Origin of the sequence: Streptomyces neyagawaensis (assembly GCF_023516595.1) — a bacterium.
GTDB lineage: Bacteria > Actinomycetota > Actinomycetes > Streptomycetales > Streptomycetaceae > Streptomyces > Streptomyces neyagawaensis.
Genome location: NZ_JAMGBG010000165.1, coordinates 1 through 18,970 on the forward strand (window position 1 = coordinate 1; position 18,970 = coordinate 18,970).

Below are 18,970 nucleotides of genomic sequence, written 5' to 3' on the forward strand. Positions count from 1 at the left end.
CCGGGCGCCAGCCGAAGCCGCAGGAAGGTTCTGCCGCGCCGGGCGCGGCCGCCGGGGCCGCGCCGCGCAAGCGGGGGCGGGCCGCCGGGCGCCGGCCCAGTGGACGTGAGCGGCACGACGAGAAGATCACCGTGTATGTGTCCGCCGAGGAGCTGATGGACCTCGAGCACGCGCGGCTGGTGCTGCGCGGGGAGCACGGGCTGGCCGTCGACCGCGGGCGGATCGTCCGGGAGGCCGTCGCCGTGGTGCTGGCGGATCTGGAGTCCCGCGGTGACGCGAGCATCCTCGTACGACGGCTGCGGGGGCGGTAGGGGTAGCCTGCGGGGGCTATGACCTCGTATGACCCCTCGTCGTCGGCGGCGCCCCCCGGCGGTCCCGCCGGCCGTCGGCGTGCGCTGGGGAGGGGGCCGGTGGCTCCGCCGGGTTCGCCGGTGGGCGAGTCGTCGGCCGAGGAGCGTGGCCCGGCCGAGGCCGGTGGGGCGTTGTGCCCACCCGTTCCGCCCCGCGGAACGACTGCCCCCAACGCAAGCGGCGGTGACGAGCATCCCCTCGCCGACGCCGACGCCGACGCCGACGCCGACGCCGACGCCGACGCCGACGCCGACGCCGACGCCGACGCCGACGCCGACGCCGCGGCCGACGCCGACGCCGACGCCGACGCCGACGCCGACGCCGACGCCGACGCCGCGCCGAGGACCGGGGACGGGGCCGGGGCGGGGACCGGGACCGAGGTGGTCGCCGGGGGCGATGCCGGGGGTGAGTCGGCGGTTGCCCGGTCGCTGGTGGTGACCGGCGCGCCGGAGTCCGAGATGGACGCTCGTGCCGGGGCCGATGCCCTCGCTGGGGCCGGGGCCGATGCCCTCGTCGGGGCCGGGGCCGATGCCCCCGTCGGGGCCGGGCAAGGCGAGGGCGTCGAGGACGGGGTCTTCAAGGTTCGGCTCGCCAACTTCGAGGGGCCGTTCGATCTGCTGCTTCAGCTGATCTCGAAGCACAAGCTGGACGTCACCGAGGTCGCGCTGTCCAAGGTCACCGACGAGTTCATGGCGCACATCCGCGGTATGGGACCGGACTGGGACCTCGACGAGACGACCGAGTTCCTGGTCGTCGCCGCGACGCTGCTCGATCTGAAGGCGGCCCGGCTGCTGCCCGCCGCCGAGGTGGAGGACGAGGGCGACCTCGCGCTCCTCGAAGCCCGGGACCTGCTGTTCGCCCGCCTGCTGCAGTACCGGGCGTACAAACGGATCGCGGAGATCTTCAACGGGCGGCTGGAGGAGGAGGCCCGGCGCTACCCTCGTACCGTCGGCCTGGAGCCGCAGCACGCGGAGCTGCTGCCCGAGGTGGTCATCAGCATCGGGGCGGAAGGATTCGCCAGGCTGGCCGTGAAGGCCATGCAGCCGAAGCCCAAGCCGCAGGTGTACGTCGACCACATCCACGCGCCCCTCGTCAGCGTGCAGGAACAGGCCGGGATCGTCGTCGCGCGGCTGCGGGAGCTGGGGGAGGCCAGCTTCCGCGTGCTCGTCGAGGACACCGACGACACCCTCACTGTCGTGGCCCGGTTCCTGGCGCTGCTGGAGCTGTACCGGGAGAAGGCCGTGGCCCTGGACCAGGAGACCGCCCTCGGCGACCTGATCGTCCGCTGGACGGGCGGCGACGGCGACGCGGAGCCCGTGGTCACGGACGAGTTCGACCGGCCGCCCGAGCCCCCGAAGGAGGAGAAGGCGTGAGTGAGGAGACGACCGAGGCGACCGTGGCGTCAGGGGGGCTGCGTACCGTCGCCGACCTCGACCTCAAGCCCGCCCTGGAGGCCGTCCTCATGGTCGTGGACGAACCCGCGACCGAGGAGCACCTGAGCAAGATCCTGGAGCGCCCGAAGCGGCAGATCACCAAGGCGCTGCGGGAACTGGCCGACGACTACACCGCGCAGGGGCGCGGCTTCGAGCTGCGGCTGATCGCCGGGGGGTGGCGGTTCTACACCCGCCCCGCGTACGCGGCCGCCGTGGAGAAGTTCGTGCTCGACGGTCAGCAGGCCCGGCTCACCCAGGCCGCGCTGGAGACGCTGGCCGTGGTGGCGTACCGCCAGCCGGTCAGCCGCAGCCGCGTCTCCGCGGTGCGCGGGGTCAACTGCGACGGGGTCATGCGGACCCTGCTCCAGCGCGGGTTGGTCGAGGAAGCGGGCACGGAACCCGAATCAGGTGCGATCCTGTACAGGACGACGAACTACTTCCTGGAGCGGATGGGCCTGCGCGGCCTGGACGAGCTACCGGAACTCGCGCCCTTCCTCCCGGAGGCCGAGGCGATCGAGGCCGAGACCCAGGAAGCCGTACCGTCGTTCGATCCGGATGCCCCGGACGCGGACGACGGACCCACGTCGGCCATGACTGACACGACGACGACGGAACTTTGATGCGAAGCAGCGGTAGCGGCAAGAGCGGCGGGCGCGGTAACCACCGCGGTGCCGGCAACAACAGGGACCAGAAGCAGGGCGGCCAGGGCCGTCCCCGCAAGCCCCGCCCCGAGGAGCGCCGCTACGACGTGGGCCCCGGCGGGACGCAGGACGGCCCGAAGTCCGGGCGGGGCGCCTCCGCGCGCGGCGGCGCCAAGGGCGGCCCCAAACAGGCGCAGCAGCCCCGCGGGCGCGGCCGTTCGGCCCCGGCGACCTCGCGCGAGTACGACGCGCGCGCCGAGGAGCGCAACCGGGAGCGGTACGCGGGCAAGAAGGACATCAAGCTGCCCAAGACCTTCCCGGGCGCCGAGCAGGAGGGCGAGCGGCTGCAGAAGGTGCTCGCCCGCGCCGGCTACGGCTCCCGGCGTGCCTGCGAGGAGCTGATCGAGCAGGCCCGCGTCGAGGTCAACGGCGAGATCGTCACCGAGCAGGGCCGGCGGGTCGACCCGGAGAAGGACGAGGTCAGGGTCGACGGTCTGACCGTGGCGACGCAGTCGTACCAGTTCTTCTCCCTCAACAAGCCCGCCGGGGTCGTGTCGACCATGGAGGACCCGGAGGGCCGGCAGTGCCTCGGTGACTACGTCACCAACCGGGAGACCCGGCTGTTCCACGTGGGCCGCCTGGACACCGAGACCGAGGGTGTCATCCTGCTCACCAACCACGGCGAGCTGGCGCACCGGCTGACGCACCCCAAGTACGGGGTGAAGAAGACCTACGTCGCGCACATCGTGGGACCGATCCCGCGTGACCTGGGCAAGCGGCTCAAGGACGGCATCCAGCTGGAGGACGGGTACGCGCGCGCGGACCACTTCCGGGTCGTCGAGCAGACCGGCAAGAACTACCTCGTCGAGGTCACCCTCCACGAGGGGCGCAAGCACATCGTGCGCCGGATGCTGGCCGAGGCCGGCTTCCCCGTCGACAAGCTGGTCCGCACCGCCTTCGGGCCGATCACCCTCGGCGACCAGAAGTCGGGCTGGCTGCGCCGCCTGTCGAACACCGAGGTCGGGATGCTGATGGGGGAGGTCGACCTCTAGACCTCCCGGAGTTCAGCGGTGGGCCGGTCCCGGGTCTTGTGCCCGGGGCCGGCCCTTTGCCGTTTCGGGCCCCGGTCCTGGCGTTCCTTTCTCCGTAAAGGGGTTGTGCCCCCACCCCCACGCATTTATAGTCGGCATGACTATTAGTCAGGGTGACCATAAAGGGGGCGACGGCCATGACCTCACCCGAGGGCTACGACAAGTACGCCTTCGAGCCCTTCGCCGTCACCGTCGACCTCGCCGTCCTCACCCTCCGCGCGGGCACCCTCCAGGTGCTGCTCGTCGAGCGCGGCGAGGAGCCCTACGCCGGCCGCTGGGCGCTGCCCGGTGGGTTCGTGCTGCCGGACGAGTCCGCCGAGGAGGCCGCCTGGCGGGAGCTCGCGGAGGAGACCGGTGTCACGGACGCCTCGGGGCTCCACCTGGAGCAGTTGCGCACCTACAGCGAGCCCGGCAGGGACCCCCGGATGCGGGTCGTCACCGTCGCGTTCGCCGCCCTGCTGCCCGACCCGCCCGTCCCGCACGGCGGCGGCGACGCCGCCCAGGCCCAGTGGCTGCGCTTCGACGCCGTCGGACCGCTCGCCTTCGACCACGACCGCATCCTCGCCGACGCCCACGAACGCGTCGGCGCCAAGCTCGAGTACACCTGTCTCGCCACCGCCTTCTGTCCCCCCGAGTTCACGCTCGGCGAATTGCAGCAGGTCTACGAGACCGTGTGGGGCACTCCCCTCGATCGGCCCAACTTCCGGCGCAAGGTGCTGGCCACGCCGGGCTTCGTCGAACAGGTGCCCGGCGCCGCCCGCCTGACCGGCGGACGCGGCAAGCCCGCCGCGCTGTACCGAGCGGGTGGGGCCACCGCCCTGCACCCGCCCCTGCTGCGACCCACCACGGAAGGACGGCCCCGATGACCATGACGCTGCTCGCGAAGCGCGCCGCCACCGGATCCCTGCTCGGCCTCGCCCTCGGGGACGCGCTCGGCTTCCCCACCGAGTTCAACGACGTACCCTCGATCCTCGCGAAATTCGGCCCCTGGCGGAAGATGGAGCTGCCGAGGCCCGCGATCGTCACGGACGACACCCAGATGACCCTCGCCCTGGGCCACGGGCTGCGGGCCGCCATGGACCGCGGGGTGCTCGGCCCCGAGGCCCTGGAGAAGGCCGTCCGCAAGGAGTTCGTCGACTGGTCCCGCTCCCCGGAGAACAACCGCGCCCCCGGCCAGACCTGCCTGGTCGCCTGCGACCTCCTCGCACGGGAGCGCCATCCCTGGCAGTTCGCCAGCCAGATCCACTCCAAGGGCTGCGGCGCCAACATGCGGGTCGCGCCCCTCGGCCTCATCGGCCCGCTCAGCGACGAACAGCGCGCCGGCGCCTCCCAGTTGCAGGCCGCCCTCACCCACGGCCACCCCACCGCGCTCGCCGCCGCCGACCTCACCGCCCACGCCGTACGCCTGCTCGCCCAGGGCGTCGAACCGCTCGGCCTGGTCGGACAGCTGCGCTCGTACGCCTACGAGAACCGCTCCCGCTACCATGCCCGCTGGCTCGGTGACTTGTGGACCTACAGCCAGGACCCCTCGCCCGAGCAGTACATCGCCCGCGGCTGGGACGAGTGCCTCGACGCCCTGGACCGTGTCCAGCAGGCCCTGCGCACCCCGTCCCCGGAGACCGACCCGTGCCTCGCCACCGGGGAGGGCTGGATCGCGGAAGAGGCCCTCGCCACCGGACTGCTGTGCTTCCTCCTCTTCGTCGACGAGCCCGTCACCGCGTTGCGCCGCGCTGCCTGCACCTCCGGCGACTCGGACTCCATCGCCTGCCTCACCGGAGCCTTCGCGGGCGCCCACCACGGCCCGGCCGCCTGGCCCGTGGAGTGGGCCGACCGGATCGAGTACCAGGGCGACCTCGTGTCGCTGGGGGCGCTCTGGGACGCTTGAGGGATGACCGACGCCCTCGACATCGACCTGGCACCGGTGGTCGCCGAACAGCCCGATCCCCTGCTGTTCGCCACCGTCTCCGGAGCCCACCTGTACGGCTTCCCCTCCCGAGACTCCGACGTCGACCTGCGCGGTGTGCATCTCCTGCCCGCCGCCCACCTGGTCGGACTGACGGAGCCCGAAGAGACACGGTCGAGGATGTGGGACCGGGACGGTGTCGAGATGGACCTCGTCACGCACGACCTGCGCAAGTTCGTACGGCTGATGCTGCGCCGCAACGGCTATGTGCTGGAGCAGCTGCTCTCCCCGCTCGTCGTGCACACCGGCGACGCGCACCGCGAACTGATCTCCCTCGCGCCGGGCGTCCTCACCCGGCACCACGCCCACCACTACCGAGGCTTCGCCATTACCCAGTGGCGGCTGTTCGAGAAGACCGGTGAACTCAAGCCGCTGCTCTACACGTTCCGGGTGCTGCTCACCGGCATCCACCTCATGCGCGGCGGGGAGGTGCAGGCCCATCTGCCGAGCCTGCTGCCGCTGGTGGAGGAGGCCCCCGCGTATCTGCCGGACCTCGTCGCGGCGAAGGTGGCACAGGAGCACGGCAAGGCCGAGGTGGATCAGGACCGCGTGGCCCAGGACGTGGAGCGGCTGCACAAGACGCTCGACGAGGAGCAGGCCCTGTCAGCGCTTCCCGAGAACCCCTCCGCGTACGACGCCCTGCACGACTTCGTGATCCGGGTCCGCCTCGACGGACCGCAGGGCTGACGCGCGCCGGGTGCGGACGAGGAAGTCCTCAACCCGGGCCCGGTCCGGCTCGACCGGCAGCGGGGAGCGGGTCGCCGCCTCCTCGCTCTCCGTGGCCAGCCGGGCCATCCACGCCTCGACCCGCTCCCAGGAGACCTCGCCGCGCTTGACCGCCAGCAGGGGCTCGCGCTGCTCGCCCACATCGACGGTGAGCGTGCCCGTGCGCAGCAGGTCGCGGCAGCTCATCAGCAGGCGCAGCAGATGCATGGCGTGCTTCCAGCGGGGCGCGCCGTGCGTGCGGACATCCGCCTCCAGCTTCTTGCGCTGGCCGAGGGCGTAGCGGGCGAACGTCTCATGAGCCCCGCGGGACAGGAACGCCTCGCGCAGGGACAGCAGCTCGCGGCCCGTGTCGTCGAGGTGTTCCACCAGGGGGGAGTGCAGGCACTCCAGGATGTTCGGGTTGGCGCGCAGGGCCAGCTCGCAGAAGCGCTCCAGCTCCCAGCCGAACTGCTCCTCGGCCGGCCCCTCCACATGCGTCGGCGGCTTCTCGAAGCGCCAGAACAGGGAGGTCGGCGCCAGGAACACACCCCGCCGGTCCGTATCGCTGTCGTCCGTCGCGAGACCGAAGGCGCGTGAACCCATCACACAGGAGTAGATCGTGTGGTCGCGGACCAGGGCGTGGGCGTGCGAGGGCTGCATGCCGGGAGCGTACGGGGCCGGCTCAGGCCAGCCGAATCGAATTACCCGAGACCGTGATCTGCTCGGAGGGCAGCGGCCGCTGGGCGGGGCCGTGCTCCACCGCGCCGTCGGTGACGCTGAACTTGCTCCCGTGGCACGGGCAGTTGATCGTGCCGTCCTCCACCGTGGTCACGAGGCAGGCACGGTGGGTGCAGACCGCCGAGAACGCCTTGAAGTCGCCCTCCTGGGGTTGGGTGACCACGACCTTCTCGTCCTTGAAGATCTTGCCGCCGCCGACCGGGATGTCGGCCGTCCTCGCCAGTGCCTCGCCCCCGCCGCCCGTGCCCTCCGGGGTCGAGGTCCCGTCCGAGCCGCCGTCGCCGCCTCCGCCGCAGCCCGCGAGCAGTGCCGCCGTGCCCGCCGCACCGGTGGCCAGCACCGCGCGCCGTGTCGTACCCATCGTCATGTCGTCACTCCGAAGAACACCGCAGAAGCTTCAATTCAGGACAGAGTGCCATAAATGACGTCACCTGTAGGTGTCTCGGCAGGCGGGCGCCGCGCGCCCGGTCAGGGCGGGCTCACTAGGCTGGACGGGCAAGGAGCCGTGACGCACAGCAGGTAAGGAGCCAAACCGTGGCGGTACGAGCGGTCCGGGGCGCCGTCCAACTCGACGAGGACCAGGCGGCGCACATGGACGAGCGGGTGGGTGAACTGCTCACCGCGGTCCTGGAGCGCAACGGGCTCACTCAGGACGACCTGATCAGCATCTGGTTCACGGCCACGCCCGATCTGCACAGCGACTTCCCGGCCGCCGCGGCCCGCAAGCTCGGCATCGTCGACGTCCCGCTGATCTGCGCGCAGGAACTCGACATCGAGGGCGCGATGCCCCGCGTCGTACGGATCCTCGCCCACATCGAGTCCGACCGGCCCCGCTCCGAGATCGCGCACGTCTACCTGGGCGCCGCGGCCGCACTCCGCAAGGACATCGCCCAGTGAGAACCGCACTCGTCATCGGCACCGGCCTCATCGGCACCTCCGCCGCGCTCGCCCTCGCCCAGCGCGGTGTGGCCGTCCACCTCACCGACCACGACCCCGAGCATGCCCGGACGGCGGCCGCGCTCGGCGCCGGCACCGACGAGCCGCCCGCCGGGCCCGTGGACCTCGCGGTCGTCGCCGCCCCGCCCGCGCACGTGGCCGCGACCCTCGCCGACGCCATGCGCCGGGGCCTCGCCCGCGGCTACCTCGACGTGGCCTCCGTCAAGGGCGGCCCCCGGCGCGAGCTGGAGGAGCTCGGCCTGGACCTCTCCGCCTACATCGGCACCCACCCCATGTCGGGCCGGGAGAAGTCCGGCCCCCTGGCCGCCACCGGCGACCTCTTCGAGGGCCGGCCCTGGGTGCTCACCCCGACCCGCGACACGGACACCGAGGTCCTGAACCTCGCCCTGGAACTGGTCTCGCACTGCCGGGCCGTGCCCGTCGTCATGGACGCCGACGCCCACGACCGGGCCGTCGCCCTGGTCTCCCACATGCCGCACCTGGTCTCCAGCCTGGTCGCGGCGCGACTGGAGCACGCCGAGGAGGCCGCCGTACGGCTGTGCGGGCAGGGCATCCGGGACGTGACCCGCATCGCGGCCTCCGACCCGCGCATGTGGATCGACATCCTCTCCGCCAACCCCGGCCCCGTCGCCGACCTCCTCACCGACGTCGCCGCCGACCTCGACGAGACCGTCCAGGCCCTGCGCGCCCTCCAGGCCTCCGACGAGGCCAAGCGCCGCGAGGGCGCCACCGGCATCGAGGACGTCCTGCGCCGCGGCAACGCCGGCCAGGTCCGTGTCCCCGGCAAGCACGGCTCCGCGCCGCGCGTCTACGAGACCGTCGCCGTCCTCATCGACGACCAGCCCGGCCAGCTCGCCCGGATCTTCGCCGACGCCGGCGCGGCCGGGGTCAACGTCGAGGACGTCCGCATCGAGCACGCCACCGGCCAGCAGGCCGGCCTGGTCCAGCTGATGGTCGAGCCGAAGGCGGTGCCGGTGCTGACGGGCGCCCTGCGCGAGCGCGGGTGGGCGCTGCGGCAGTGACACCGGCCCGTCCGCTCGTCGGGCGGCCCGGAGCGGGGGTGCCGTCGCGGGCAGGGCCGGACGGGCTACGCGCACCCAGTACCCTTGTCCGGGGCGCCTTCCGTCTCGCCCCGCCACCTCGGAACAGGAAAGGTGCCCCCCAGTGGAACGCGCCACAGTGATCGTTGCCATCGACGGCCCCTCCGGCACGGGCAAGTCGAGCACCTCGAAGGCCGTGGCCGCACAGCTCGGGCTGAGCTACCTCGACACGGGCGCCCAGTACCGGGCGATCACATGGTGGATGGTCACCAACGGCATCGACATAGACGACCCGTCGGCCATCGCCGCCGTGGCCGGCAAGCCGGAGATCATCTCGGGCACCGACCCGTCCGCGCCGACCATCACGGTCGACGGCACGGACGTCGCCGCCGCGATCCGCACCCAGGACGTCACCTCCAAGGTCAGCGCGGTCAGCGCCGTACCGGAGGTCCGCGCGCGGATCACCGAGCTCCAGCGTTCCATCGCCGCCGACGCCGAGAACGGCATCGTCGTCGAGGGCCGCGACATCGGCACGACCGTGCTGCCGGACGCCGACCTGAAGATCTTCCTCACCGCCTCCCCGGAGGCCCGCGCGGCCCGCCGCAGCGGCGAGCTGAAGAGCACCGACGTCCAGGCGACCCGCGAGGCCCTCCTGAAGCGGGACGCCGCCGACTCCAGCCGCAAGACCTCGCCGCTCGCCAAGGCGGACGACGCGGTCGAGGTGGACACCTCGGACCTCACCCTCCAGCAGGTCATCGAGTGCGTCGTCACCCTCGTCGAGGAGAAGCGGGCGGCGAAGTGAGCGAGGCGTCCTCGGAACGCGCCCCCTCGGGCCGCACCCGGTCTGCCGAGGCCCCCTCGGTACGGGGCGCCGAGGTCGGCCGGCGCATCGGCGTCGGTCTGATGTACGGGCTGTGGAAGCCGCGTGTGCTGGGCGCCTGGAAGGTCCCCACGACCGGCCCGGTGATCCTCGCGGTCAACCACTCCCACAACATCGACGGCCCCATGGTCATGGGTGTGGCGCCCCGGCCGACGCACTTCCTCATCAAGAAGGAGGCGTTCATCGGTCCCCTCGACCCCTTCCTGCTCGGCATCGGACAGGTCAAGGTGGACCGTTCGACCGCCGACCGCACCGCCATCACCCAGGCGCTCGCCGTCCTGGAGCACGGCGGTGTGCTGGGCATCTTCCCGGAGGGCACCCGGGGCGAGGGCGACTTCGCCTCGCTGCGCGCCGGGCTCTCCTACTTCGCCGTCCGCAGCGGCGCGCCGATCGTCCCGGTGGCCGTCCTGGGAAGCACGGAGCGGCGCGGGCGGTTGATCAAGGGGCTGCCCCCGCTGCGCTCCCGCGTGGACGTCGTCTTCGGCGACCCGTTCGAGGCGGGCGACGGCAGCGGCCGCCGGACGCGCAAGGCCCTCGACGAGGCGACCGAGCGCATCCAGAAGCAGCTCGGCGCCCACCTGGACCACGCACGGCGGCTCACCGGCCGCGCCTAAAACGCCGGGCGTCCGATCGGGCGCTGGGCGACACTGAGTAGTGGATTGGCCGGCGGACCTGCCGGCCGCTCCACCGATCACCACGATGAACGACGAGGTACGGACTTCATGAACGACCAGTTTCCCTCCGAGCACGAGCACGGAGAGCTTGGCGACGCCGAGTACGCGGAGTTCATGGAGCTCGCCGCGGAAGAGGGCTTTGACCTGGAGGACGTCGAGGGCGCCCTCGACGAGGCGGGCCACGGCCCGCTGCCCGTCCTCGCCGTCGTCGGCCGCCCGAACGTCGGCAAGTCGACGCTCGTGAACCGCATCATCGGCCGCCGTGAGGCGGTCGTCGAGGACAAGCCCGGCGTCACCCGCGACCGTGTCACCTACGAGGCCGAGTGGGCGGGCCGCCGCTTCAAGGTCGTCGACACCGGCGGCTGGGAGCAGGACGTCCTCGGTATCGACGCCTCCGTCGCCGCCCAGGCCGAGTACGCCATCGAGGCCGCCGACGCCGTCGTCTTCGTCGTCGACGCGAAGGTGGGCGCCACCGACACCGACGAGGCCGTCGTCCGGCTGCTGCGCAAGGCCGGCAAGCCCGTGGTGCTGTGCGCCAACAAGGTCGACGGCCCGAGCGGCGAGGCCGACGCGGCGTACCTGTGGTCGCTGGGCCTCGGCGAGCCGTACCCGGTGTCCGCGCTGCACGGCCGGGGCACCGGCGACATGCTGGACGCGGTCCTGGAGGCCCTGCCCGAGGCCCCCGCGCAGAGCTTCGGCACCGGCGTCGGCGGCCCCCGCCGGATCGCCCTGATCGGCCGCCCGAACGTCGGCAAGTCCTCCCTCCTCAACAAGGTGGCGAACGAGGAGCGCGTCGTCGTCAACGAACTCGCGGGCACCACCCGCGACCCGGTCGACGAGCTGATCGAACTGGGCGGCGTCACCTGGAAGTTCGTCGACACGGCGGGCATCCGCAAGCGCGTCCACCTCCAGCAGGGCGCCGACTACTACGCCTCGCTGCGCACCGCGGCCGCCGTCGAGAAGGCGGAGGTGGCGGTCATCCTCATCGACGCCTCCGAGTCGATCTCGGTGCAGGACCAGCGGATCGTCACGATGGCCGTCGAGGCGGGCCGCGCCATGGTCATCGCCTACAACAAGTGGGACACCCTCGACGAGGAGCGCCGCTACTACCTGGAGCGGGAGATCGAGACCGAGTTCGGTCAGGTCGCCTGGGCGCCCCGGGTCAATGTCTCGGCGCGTACCGGCCGGCACATGGAGAAGCTGGTCCCCGCGATCGAGACGGCCCTCGCCGGCTGGGAGACCCGGGTGCCGACGGGCCGCCTCAACGCTTTCCTCGGCGAGCTGGTCTCCGCCCATCCGCACCCGATCCGCGGCGGCAAGCAGCCCCGTATCCTCTTCGGCACCCAGGCGGGCACGAAGCCCCCGCGTTTCGTCCTCTTCGCCTCCGGCTTCATCGAGGCGGGCTACCGCCGCTTCGTCGAGCGCCGGCTGCGTGAGGAGTTCGGCTTCGAGGGCACTCCGATCCACATCTCCGTCCGCGTGCGCGAGAAGCGCGGCAAGAAGAAGTGACGGCGACGGGGCACGCCCGAGGGCGCATGGGCGTACACGTCTGATCGGACACGTACGAGGAGGGCGGCTCCCCCCAGGTCATCCGACCTACGGGGAGCCGCCCTCCTCGTACGTGTCCGCGTCGCCGGGAGTCCCCGGTCCAGGCCGTGTCCGCAAAGTCGCGTCGTCCGCCCGGAGGGCGGGCCCCACGGCGTCTGGTGCGTGCTCTGGGGGTACCCCCTGCTCGAAGAGCTTGGGGGAGTGCCGGGCGAAAGTCCTCGTACTGGATGTACTTGCGCTTTCGTCCGGTGCGGCGGGAGGACGTGCCAGGCGTCGCGGGGCAGACGGGACTTTGCGGACACGGCCTAGAGGCCCCGGCGCGGGTTGGGTGGCAGTGGGGACGGGATGTGGTGCATTCCCGTGTGGCCGGTGGGGATACGGGCGACCGCCTGCCACACGGTGGTCGTCGTGGTGGTCTGCGCGGACTGGCTGTCGCGCTGGGTCGCGAGGTGCCCGGTCGAGTGCCGGGAACCGTACGAGCCGGTGCGCTGGCCGCCCGAGCCGTGCTGGAGGTTCCCGAACCCGGTGAACCCCAGCTCCTCCTCGCCGTGCCGGTCACCCGGCAGGGCCCGATAGGACCTGACCCACTCCGCGTAGAGCGTGTCGTAGATCGGTGTGGTCGATGGGCCGCCCGAAGGGTCCTGCGCCGGCCGCATGGACGGGATCGACGAGTAGGACTGGCGGCGGGGAACGTCAAATGCGTGCACGTCTGTGCCAACGACCCCGCCGGGCAAGGGATGCGGGCCGTACACCATTCAGCCTCCGGCCCGGGACCGCGCCCCGTGCGGGGATCCGCGGGGCCCTGCCCGGGGTCGGGCCGGCCGTCAGGTCCCGGCGAGCGGCAGCGTCGCGGCCACCAACTTGCCGTTCGCCGCGGCCTTGTCGAGTGCCTCCCGCAGCAGGTCCTCCCGCGGCTGCCGTCCGATCGACCCGACCGGCGCCGCGAACAGCAGCACCTGCTGGTGCTTGTTCGCCGCGGCCCGCCAGCTGTCGGCGACCTGGAGCGCCTGGTGCGCCTGCCACCAGGCGACCGGGGTGCCGCCGACGGGGCCCGGCTGCAGGATGGCGTGCAGCTGGCCCATCGCGAGCAGCACCGACCAGCCGTGCAGCACGGGCGGGACGGAGTCGATCTGGGGGAGCGGCATGAAGCCCTGCTCGATGAGCAGCGGCAGGAAGTCGTCGCCGGCGCCGGTGGTGCCCGGGCGGGCGATCGGCGCGGTCGGCTCGACGACCAGCGCCGGGTGCAACTCACCGCTGAGCAGGATCAGTCCACTGGTGACGCCGAGCACGGCCTGCTCGGGGGCGGCCTGCGGGGCCGCCGATCCGGCGATGGACCGGGCGGCGCCCTGCAGTTGTTCCTCGGTGACCTGGACGACCTGGGAGGGCAGGCAGGTGGCGTGGGCGAAGGCGAGCACGGCGGTCTCGTCGCCGACGAACAGGACGGTGCTGGTGCGCTCCTGCTCGGAGTCCCCCGGGGTACGGCAGGACGTGCAGTCGTAGCTGCCGGGGGCGTTCTCTCCGGCGAGCAGCCGGTCGGCTTCTTCGTCGCCGATCTCGGCGCGTACCTCGTCGCTGACCTCGAGCATGCGCGGCACGGGTGGCTCCTCGGGATGCGGTGCGTGTCGGATGCCGGGTGGCGCCCGGCCCGTGAGCGCGGAGGTTCCGGCTCATGAAGGAGACAACGGGCTTTCTGTGGCCGGAGTCACGCTCGAGAACGAATGGAATCGAACCATCCGGCGCGCAGGGTGAATCCGCTCGCGGAATCGGTTACTCCGCGTCAACTCGTTGAACTGTCCAGGCACTTGCCCCGGTGAAGTGGCTCACAGATCATCAAGGCACCTGGCCGACAAATCCGGAAATCAGCGAATGAAGTGGGTGGCCGGAATTGGTCGCTACTGGCGGTAACGATGAACTGGCCTCGGAGGACGGGCGATCAGTTGCTGACAACCAGTCAAGTTCCCTAGATTCCCCGCCGTGTGCAACGAGCACCGCTCGGGTACGTCCGCCGGCCGCACCACAGCCAGCTCGACCGCACCACCCCGCTGGCGGACGGGGCTGAGCGCGCCCCCACGTCCTGTGCGACGCGGAGCGCGCCCCGCCTTGGGGGACCCCGAGTCCTTCGAGAGGGAACTACATGTCCGCATGTGCCGACAACACACGCGAGAACATTCGCACCACGCGGAACGCCCGTAGGGCGAAGGCGCAGGACGCCCGCAGGACACGTACGACGGCGGTCGTCGCCGGGGCCGTACTGCTCGCCCCGCTGGGACTGCTCACCGCCGCCGGCAACGCCGCCGCGGCCGACAGCGGAGTGTGGGACCGCATCGCCAAGTGCGAGAGCGGCGGCAACTGGCGCATCAACACCGGCAACGGCTACTACGGCGGACTCCAGTTCGCCGCCACGACCTGGCGCGCTTACGGCGGCACCGCCTACGCGCCCACCGCCGACAAGGCGTCCAAGGCCCAGCAGATCGCGATCGCCACGAAGGTCCAGCGCGCCCAGGGCTGGGGCGCCTGGCCCGTCTGCTCCGCGCGCGCCGGAGCGTACGGCAGTGCCCCCGCCGCGCCCTCGAACGGTTCGGCCACCACCAGGTCCGTCCCGGCCGACAGTGCAGGGAGCGCCGCCAAGCCTTCCAAGAACGCCCCGTCGACGACGCCGTCGCGCTCCACCGGCCACCCGGACCGCAGCGCCTCCCGGGGCGACTACACCGTCCGCCGGGGCGACACCCTGAGCGGTATCGCCGCCCGGCAGGGCACCACCTGGCGGAAGATCTACGCCGCCAACAAGGCCGTCATCGGGGCCGACCCCGGTCTGATCGTGCCCGGTCAGCGCCTCGACCTCTGAGCACCCTCCCGGCACCGTGCCCGCGGGTCCCGTCCGGCGCGCCGCCCGGACGGGACCCGCGCCCTTCTCCCGCGCTCAGGGCAGTTCGGCGGCCTCGCCGCAGAACGCCACCGTGCCGCGCCGCAGCTCGTAGACCAGCGCGGAAGCCTCCCGGAGTGCCGACGGCAGGCGCTGCTCGGCGACGACCACACAGGCGTCCAGACCGCTCAGCAGGGCGTAGGTGCGGGCCGCGACCGCCGGTGACAAGCCCTGGGCCGGCTCGTCGACGAGGACGACACGCGCGCGTGCCAGGAGGGCACGGGAGAGCGCGAGCATGCGTTGCTCGCCGCCGGAGAGGGTTCCGGCGCGGCGGGGGAGCAGCGGTTCGAGCGCCGGGTACGCCTCCAGGGCGGGGGAGACGTCCCGCGCGGCGAGTTCGAGGTTCTCGCGCACGGTGAGCGAGCCGAAGACCGCCCGCCGCTCGGGTACGAGGACGAGGCCCCGCCTGGCCCGCTCGTACGCCGGCAGCCGGGTGATGTCGGTGCCGTCCCACTCCACGGCCCCGGCGGAGAGCGGGACCGTGCCCGCGAGGGCCCCGAGCGCGGTCGTCCGACCGGAGCCGTTGCGGCCCAGCAGGACGGTCAGACCGGGGCCCGGCGCGGCGACGGTGAGGCCGTGCAGGGCCTCCAGGGGGCCGTAGCGGACGCGGGCGCCCCGGAGCGCGATGAGGGTCATCGTCCGGCCGCCGGGTCGAGAGGGTCGCGCGGGTCGGTGGAGCCGAGGGCGCGCAGCACCTGGGAGGTCGGGCCCGAGGTCACGATCCGGCCCGCCGCCATGACGTGCACGACGTCCGCGAGCCCGGCGACGAGGTCGAGGTCGTGCTCGACGACCAACAGGGCCGTGCCGTCGTCGGCGAGGGCGCGCAGGACCCGGGCGAGGGCGGCGACCTCGTCGGTGTCGAGCCCGGCTGCCGGTTCGTCGAGCAGCAGCACGCGGGGGGACCCGGCGAGGGCCCGCGCCAGTTCGACCCGGCGCAGGGTGCCGGTCGGCAGTGCGGCGGCCGGGAGCGACCGCACCGGCCCGTCCAGCCCGAGCAGCCGCAACGCCCGCTCCACGGCCCCGGGGTCGGCGATCCGGCCCTGTTCGGCGCCCACCCTCACGTTCTCGGCCACCGTCAACGACGGGAAGACGGCCAGCTGCTGGAACGTCCGTGCGACACCGAGCCGGGTCCGGGCGTGCGCGGGCACGCGTGTGACGTCCCGCCCGCCGAGCCGCACCTCTCCCCGGCTCGGCCGCAGCGTCCCGGCGAGACAGTGGAAGAGCGTGCTCTTCCCGGCCCCGTTGGGCCCCACGACGGCACTGACCCGCCCCGCGAGGACATCGAGATCGACACCGTCCAACGCGATGAAGCCGCCGTAACTGACGCGGAGGGCGCGGGCCTGGAGGGGGGTGGGGGGTTCTTGGCGGGGGACGGAGGGTTCCTCCCGGCGTCCCCGCCCGCTGTCGTCGTCTCCTCGCCCGCTCTCCTCGTGATCCCGCCTGCTCTCCTCGTCTCCGGGACTGCTCTCCTCGTGTCCCCGCCTGCTCTCCTCGGCCCTCCGCCCGCCCACCGGCCCAGCCCGGTCGTCCGGCCCTGCGAAGCCCCTCGGTACCGCTTCCGGGCCCGCCGCCGTCGCCCCGCTCGCCGGTGCGGCGGACGTCGGACGACGAGCGGTCCCCGCCCTGGCCCGCAGTCTGGCCCGTACCCGGGCCCCCAGCGGTGTCGGTGTGGGGTTCCGCTCCGGGCGCAGGCGGGTGAGGGCCGTGCGGGCCGCCTCGTAGGGGCCGCTGGGGAAGCGGCCGATCAGGGCGGCCAGGACGCCGATCACCGCGGCGGCGACGCCGCCCCGCGTGCCCGCGTCCAGGCCGACGAGCAGGGCGGCGGCCGCGAGCGCGCCGAGCGTGCTGTCGGCGCCGAGGACGACGATCGCGGCGAACCACAGGAGACCGCGCACGGGGTCGAAGGCGGTGGGGTCGAAGGCACGGACGCCCATCGCGAGCATGCCGCCGCCGAGGGCGGCGAGGGCGGCGCCCGCGACGAAGGCGGCCACTTTGAGGGAGGGGACGGGGACGCCCGCGGCCGCGGCCCCGGCCTCGTCGTCCCGCATCGCGGCGAGGGCCCGGCCGGTGCGGCCCCGGCGCAACGCGTGCGTGGCGAGGAGCGCGCACCCGAGGAGGCCCAGCTCCAGGACGTAGTACGCGCGGTCGCCGTCGAGGCCCGCCGGGCGGTCCAGGGTCAGGCCGGACGTCGCGTACGGCTGGGCGAAGACGAAACGGCTCACCCCGACGCCGACCGCGAAGGTCGCCAGCGCCAGGGCCAGGCCCTGGCGGCCGATGGCGGGCCAGCCGGTCAGCAGGCCCAGCGGCGCGACCAGCAGGACCGCCACCACGAGGGCGGCAAGCTCCGGCAGGGAGGGCAGCAGCGGGAAGCGGCCCGCCGCCACCAGCGCCGTGAACAGGGCGCCCAGGCCCGCGTACGCCGCCTGCCCCAAGGAGATCTGGCCGCCCCGGCCCGTCACCACGACCAGGGACAGCAGGATCACGCCCAGCGCCGGGACCTGGACGGACGTGTGCAGGTCGCGGCCCGCGAAGCCGAGGGGGATCAGGAAGAGGAGCACCGCCACGATCCAGGCCCCGGCGGGTGTCCGGGCGCGGGCGGTCGCCGGGCGCGGCAGCGCGTCGCGGGTGCCGACGCCGGGCAGGACCAGGGCGGCGACGAGGAGCGCCACGACGAAGAGGTTGGCGCCCACGGCCTGGACCAGGGGCTCCGCCCGCCCCGACGGATGGAACCGGGTCAGCTGGCTCTGCGCGACGCCGATGCCCAGCGCCACCAGGACGGCCACCAGCAGGCTGCGCATCCGGGCGGCGACCGCGACGGCCACCACCTCCATCACCAGCAGCGGCATGCCGTACGGGTCGAGGCGGACGTAGGGGGCGAGCAGGACGCCCGTCAGGCCGGCCGTGAACGAGCCGAACGCCCAGCCCGCGGCGGCGACCCGGTCCGCGTCGATCCCGCCGAGGACTGCGAGGGACCGGTCGTCCACGACCGCTCTCAGCTCCCGCCCGAAACGCGTCCAGCGCCGGGGCGCCCAGCGCCCGCCGGAAGGCCGTAGTACCGCGCCCACCACCGCCGCGACGGCCAGGGCCACCCCCAGTTGCCCCCACGGGTCGGCCGCCACCAGTGTCGGCGCGTCGTCCCGCGCCCCCTGGCCCCACAGCAGCGCGGCCCCGCCGACGAGCAGCACGAACACGCCGATCGAGGCCACCAGGGTCTGCGCCGGGTCACCGCCGAGCACGGCGAGCGGGCGGAACACGCAACGCTCCAGGGCGAGGCCGATCGCCGGGGCCACCACCAGCAGGGTCACCACGGCGGACGGCCACAGGGGCCAGTGCCACTCGACGGTGAACTGGCGGAGCAGATACGCGCAGACCATGGCGATCGCCCCGTGCGCGAAGTTGAGCACCCCGGTGGCCCGGTAGGTCACGACGAGGCCGATCCCGGTCAGGGCGGCCGCGCCGCCGACGGACAGACCGGCCAGGGTGAGGTCGTACGTCAGGGACGCCATCAGCCCTCCGGTGGGCCGGCCGGGTCGTCGCGTCCGGGCGGGTCGCAGACGGGGCACGGGCGCAGTCCGCTCCCGGGCAGCGCCCCCGCGTCCACGGGCACCGCGTCGGCCTTCCCGGCGGCCAGCGGGCAGTCCGCCCGGTGCCAGAGGGTGCCGCCGGGTACGCGGAGCAGTTCGTCGCTGGTGGCGAGGGGCGTGGCCGCCGCCCGCCCGGACGCGTCGGCGTCGGCGGGCTCGGTGGCGACCAGAAGGCCGTACAGCTCCTCGACCCGGGTCGCGGCCAGGGCGTCCCGGCCATGGGCGAGGAGGACCGCGCCCGCGACGATCAGGGCGGCGCCGGGGACGGTGCAGGAGGCGAGGTACGGCAGCTGGCGTTCGGCGAAGCGCTCGCCGGAGACGCCGTACCAGCCCACGACACAGAGCACCGCGCCGCCGGCGAGCGCGGCCCAGCCGGCCCAGAGGACGGGGTGCGCGGTCCGTGGAAGGGGTGTCCGCATCCGGGGCTCCCACACGTCGTGTC

Annotated in this window: 19 protein-coding genes and 1 pseudogene; 13 read left to right on the forward strand and 7 right to left on the reverse strand. The window is 73.3% G+C overall.

All coding sequences use genetic code 11. The features are described 5' to 3' along the window. The 7 genes and pseudogenes from M8J73_RS40420 to M8J73_RS40450 form a co-directional block, all read left to right on the forward strand. A pseudogene (locus M8J73_RS40420) lies at positions 1–311 on the forward strand (hypothetical protein); the annotation flags it as partial. Between the two features lie 420 nt (positions 312–731). Continuing rightward, the gene (locus M8J73_RS40425) at positions 732–1,724 is read left to right on the forward strand and encodes a segregation and condensation protein A (protein WP_372504096.1); all 993 of its coding nucleotides are present in this window, start codon (positions 732–734) and stop codon (positions 1,722–1,724) included. Then, a complete protein-coding gene (scpB, locus tag M8J73_RS40430) occupies positions 1,721–2,404 on the forward strand; it encodes an SMC-Scp complex subunit ScpB (protein ID WP_055541895.1) in 684 nt (227 codons plus the stop codon). Before M8J73_RS40425 ends, scpB begins: the two co-directional genes overlap by 4 nt. Continuing rightward, complete coding sequence (locus tag M8J73_RS40435; RefSeq protein ID WP_055541894.1) at positions 2,404–3,477, forward strand: pseudouridine synthase; 1,074 nt, start codon at positions 2,404–2,406, stop codon at positions 3,475–3,477. The genes scpB and M8J73_RS40435 overlap by 1 nt, the downstream gene beginning before the upstream one ends. A gap of 176 nt (positions 3,478–3,653) precedes the next feature. Then, positions 3,654–4,382, forward strand: coding sequence for an NUDIX hydrolase (locus M8J73_RS40440; RefSeq protein WP_249829753.1), 729 nt, complete (start codon positions 3,654–3,656; stop codon positions 4,380–4,382). Further along, complete coding sequence (locus M8J73_RS40445; protein ID WP_055542529.1) at positions 4,379–5,401, forward strand: ADP-ribosylglycohydrolase family protein; 1,023 nt, start codon at positions 4,379–4,381, stop codon at positions 5,399–5,401. The genes M8J73_RS40440 and M8J73_RS40445 overlap by 4 nt, the downstream gene beginning before the upstream one ends. Before the next feature lie 3 nt (positions 5,402–5,404). After that, entirely contained in the window at positions 5,405–6,166 is a 762-nt protein-coding gene (locus tag M8J73_RS40450) for a nucleotidyltransferase domain-containing protein (RefSeq protein WP_055542528.1), read from the forward strand. Here M8J73_RS40450 and M8J73_RS40455 read toward each other — a convergent pair. Together M8J73_RS40455 and M8J73_RS40460 are read right to left on the reverse strand one after the other, a co-directional pair. Continuing rightward, positions 6,083–6,844: a nucleotidyltransferase domain-containing protein gene (locus M8J73_RS40455; RefSeq protein WP_055542527.1), complete on the reverse strand. Its 762-nt coding sequence runs from the start codon at positions 6,842–6,844 to the stop codon at positions 6,083–6,085. The two genes, M8J73_RS40450 and M8J73_RS40455, sit on opposite strands and share 84 nt — an antisense overlap. A 22-nt stretch (positions 6,845–6,866) precedes the next feature. Beyond that, complete coding sequence (locus M8J73_RS40460; protein ID WP_055542526.1) at positions 6,867–7,289, reverse strand: Rieske (2Fe-2S) protein; 423 nt, start codon at positions 7,287–7,289, stop codon at positions 6,867–6,869. Positions 7,290–7,456: 167 nt separating this feature from the next. Here M8J73_RS40460 and aroH point away from each other — a divergent pair, with 167 nt between their 5' ends. From aroH to der, 5 genes are all read left to right on the forward strand, one after another. Then, positions 7,457–7,819 (forward strand): chorismate mutase, encoded by a 363-nt coding sequence (aroH, locus tag M8J73_RS40465; RefSeq protein ID WP_055514415.1) that lies wholly within the window; start codon positions 7,457–7,459, stop codon positions 7,817–7,819. Beyond that, positions 7,816–8,901, forward strand: a complete 1,086-nt coding sequence (locus M8J73_RS40470; RefSeq protein WP_055542525.1) for a prephenate dehydrogenase — start codon at positions 7,816–7,818, stop codon at positions 8,899–8,901. The genes aroH and M8J73_RS40470 overlap by 4 nt, the downstream gene beginning before the upstream one ends. A 142-nt stretch (positions 8,902–9,043) precedes the next feature. Continuing rightward, the gene (cmk, locus tag M8J73_RS40475) at positions 9,044–9,721 is read left to right on the forward strand and encodes a (d)CMP kinase (protein WP_055542524.1); all 678 of its coding nucleotides are present in this window, start codon (positions 9,044–9,046) and stop codon (positions 9,719–9,721) included. Beyond that, the gene (locus M8J73_RS40480) at positions 9,679–10,413 is read left to right on the forward strand and encodes a lysophospholipid acyltransferase family protein (RefSeq protein ID WP_240501726.1); all 735 of its coding nucleotides are present in this window, start codon (positions 9,679–9,681) and stop codon (positions 10,411–10,413) included. The genes cmk and M8J73_RS40480 overlap by 43 nt, the downstream gene beginning before the upstream one ends. Before the next feature lie 108 nt (positions 10,414–10,521). Beyond that, positions 10,522–11,982 (forward strand): ribosome biogenesis GTPase Der, encoded by a 1,461-nt coding sequence (gene der, locus M8J73_RS40485; protein WP_055542522.1) that lies wholly within the window; start codon positions 10,522–10,524, stop codon positions 11,980–11,982. Between the two features lie 344 nt (positions 11,983–12,326). Here the strand turns inward: der and M8J73_RS40490 are convergent, their stop codons facing one another. Together M8J73_RS40490 and M8J73_RS40495 are read right to left on the reverse strand one after the other, a co-directional pair. Further along, entirely contained in the window at positions 12,327–12,677 is a 351-nt protein-coding gene (locus tag M8J73_RS40490; protein WP_055542521.1) for a hypothetical protein, read from the reverse strand. A gap of 168 nt (positions 12,678–12,845) precedes the next feature. Continuing rightward, positions 12,846–13,616 (reverse strand): DUF8842 C-terminal domain-containing protein, encoded by a 771-nt coding sequence (locus tag M8J73_RS40495; protein ID WP_055542520.1) that lies wholly within the window; start codon positions 13,614–13,616, stop codon positions 12,846–12,848. A gap of 539 nt (positions 13,617–14,155) precedes the next feature. Between M8J73_RS40495 and M8J73_RS40500 the strand changes: the two genes are divergently transcribed. Then, complete coding sequence (locus M8J73_RS40500; protein ID WP_055542519.1) at positions 14,156–14,866, forward strand: transglycosylase family protein; 711 nt, start codon at positions 14,156–14,158, stop codon at positions 14,864–14,866. Between the two features lie 75 nt (positions 14,867–14,941). Here M8J73_RS40500 and M8J73_RS40505 read toward each other — a convergent pair whose 3' ends face one another. From M8J73_RS40505 to M8J73_RS40515, 3 genes are read right to left on the reverse strand one after another with little or no spacing between them, the layout of a single operon-like run. Next, a complete protein-coding gene (locus M8J73_RS40505; RefSeq protein WP_055542518.1) occupies positions 14,942–15,580 on the reverse strand; it encodes an ABC transporter ATP-binding protein in 639 nt (212 codons plus the stop codon). Beyond that, positions 15,577–18,450 carry an ABC transporter permease subunit gene (locus M8J73_RS40510; RefSeq protein WP_249829754.1) on the reverse strand — a complete coding sequence of 958 codons (2,874 nt, stop codon included), beginning with the start codon at positions 18,448–18,450 and terminating at the stop codon, positions 15,577–15,579. The genes M8J73_RS40505 and M8J73_RS40510 overlap by 4 nt, the downstream gene beginning before the upstream one ends. Then, on the reverse strand, positions 18,450–18,947 hold the full coding sequence (locus M8J73_RS40515; protein ID WP_055541021.1) for a hypothetical protein: 498 nt from the start codon (positions 18,945–18,947) through the stop codon (positions 18,450–18,452). The genes M8J73_RS40510 and M8J73_RS40515 overlap by 1 nt, the downstream gene beginning before the upstream one ends. Positions 18,948–18,970: the final 23 nt, after the last annotated feature.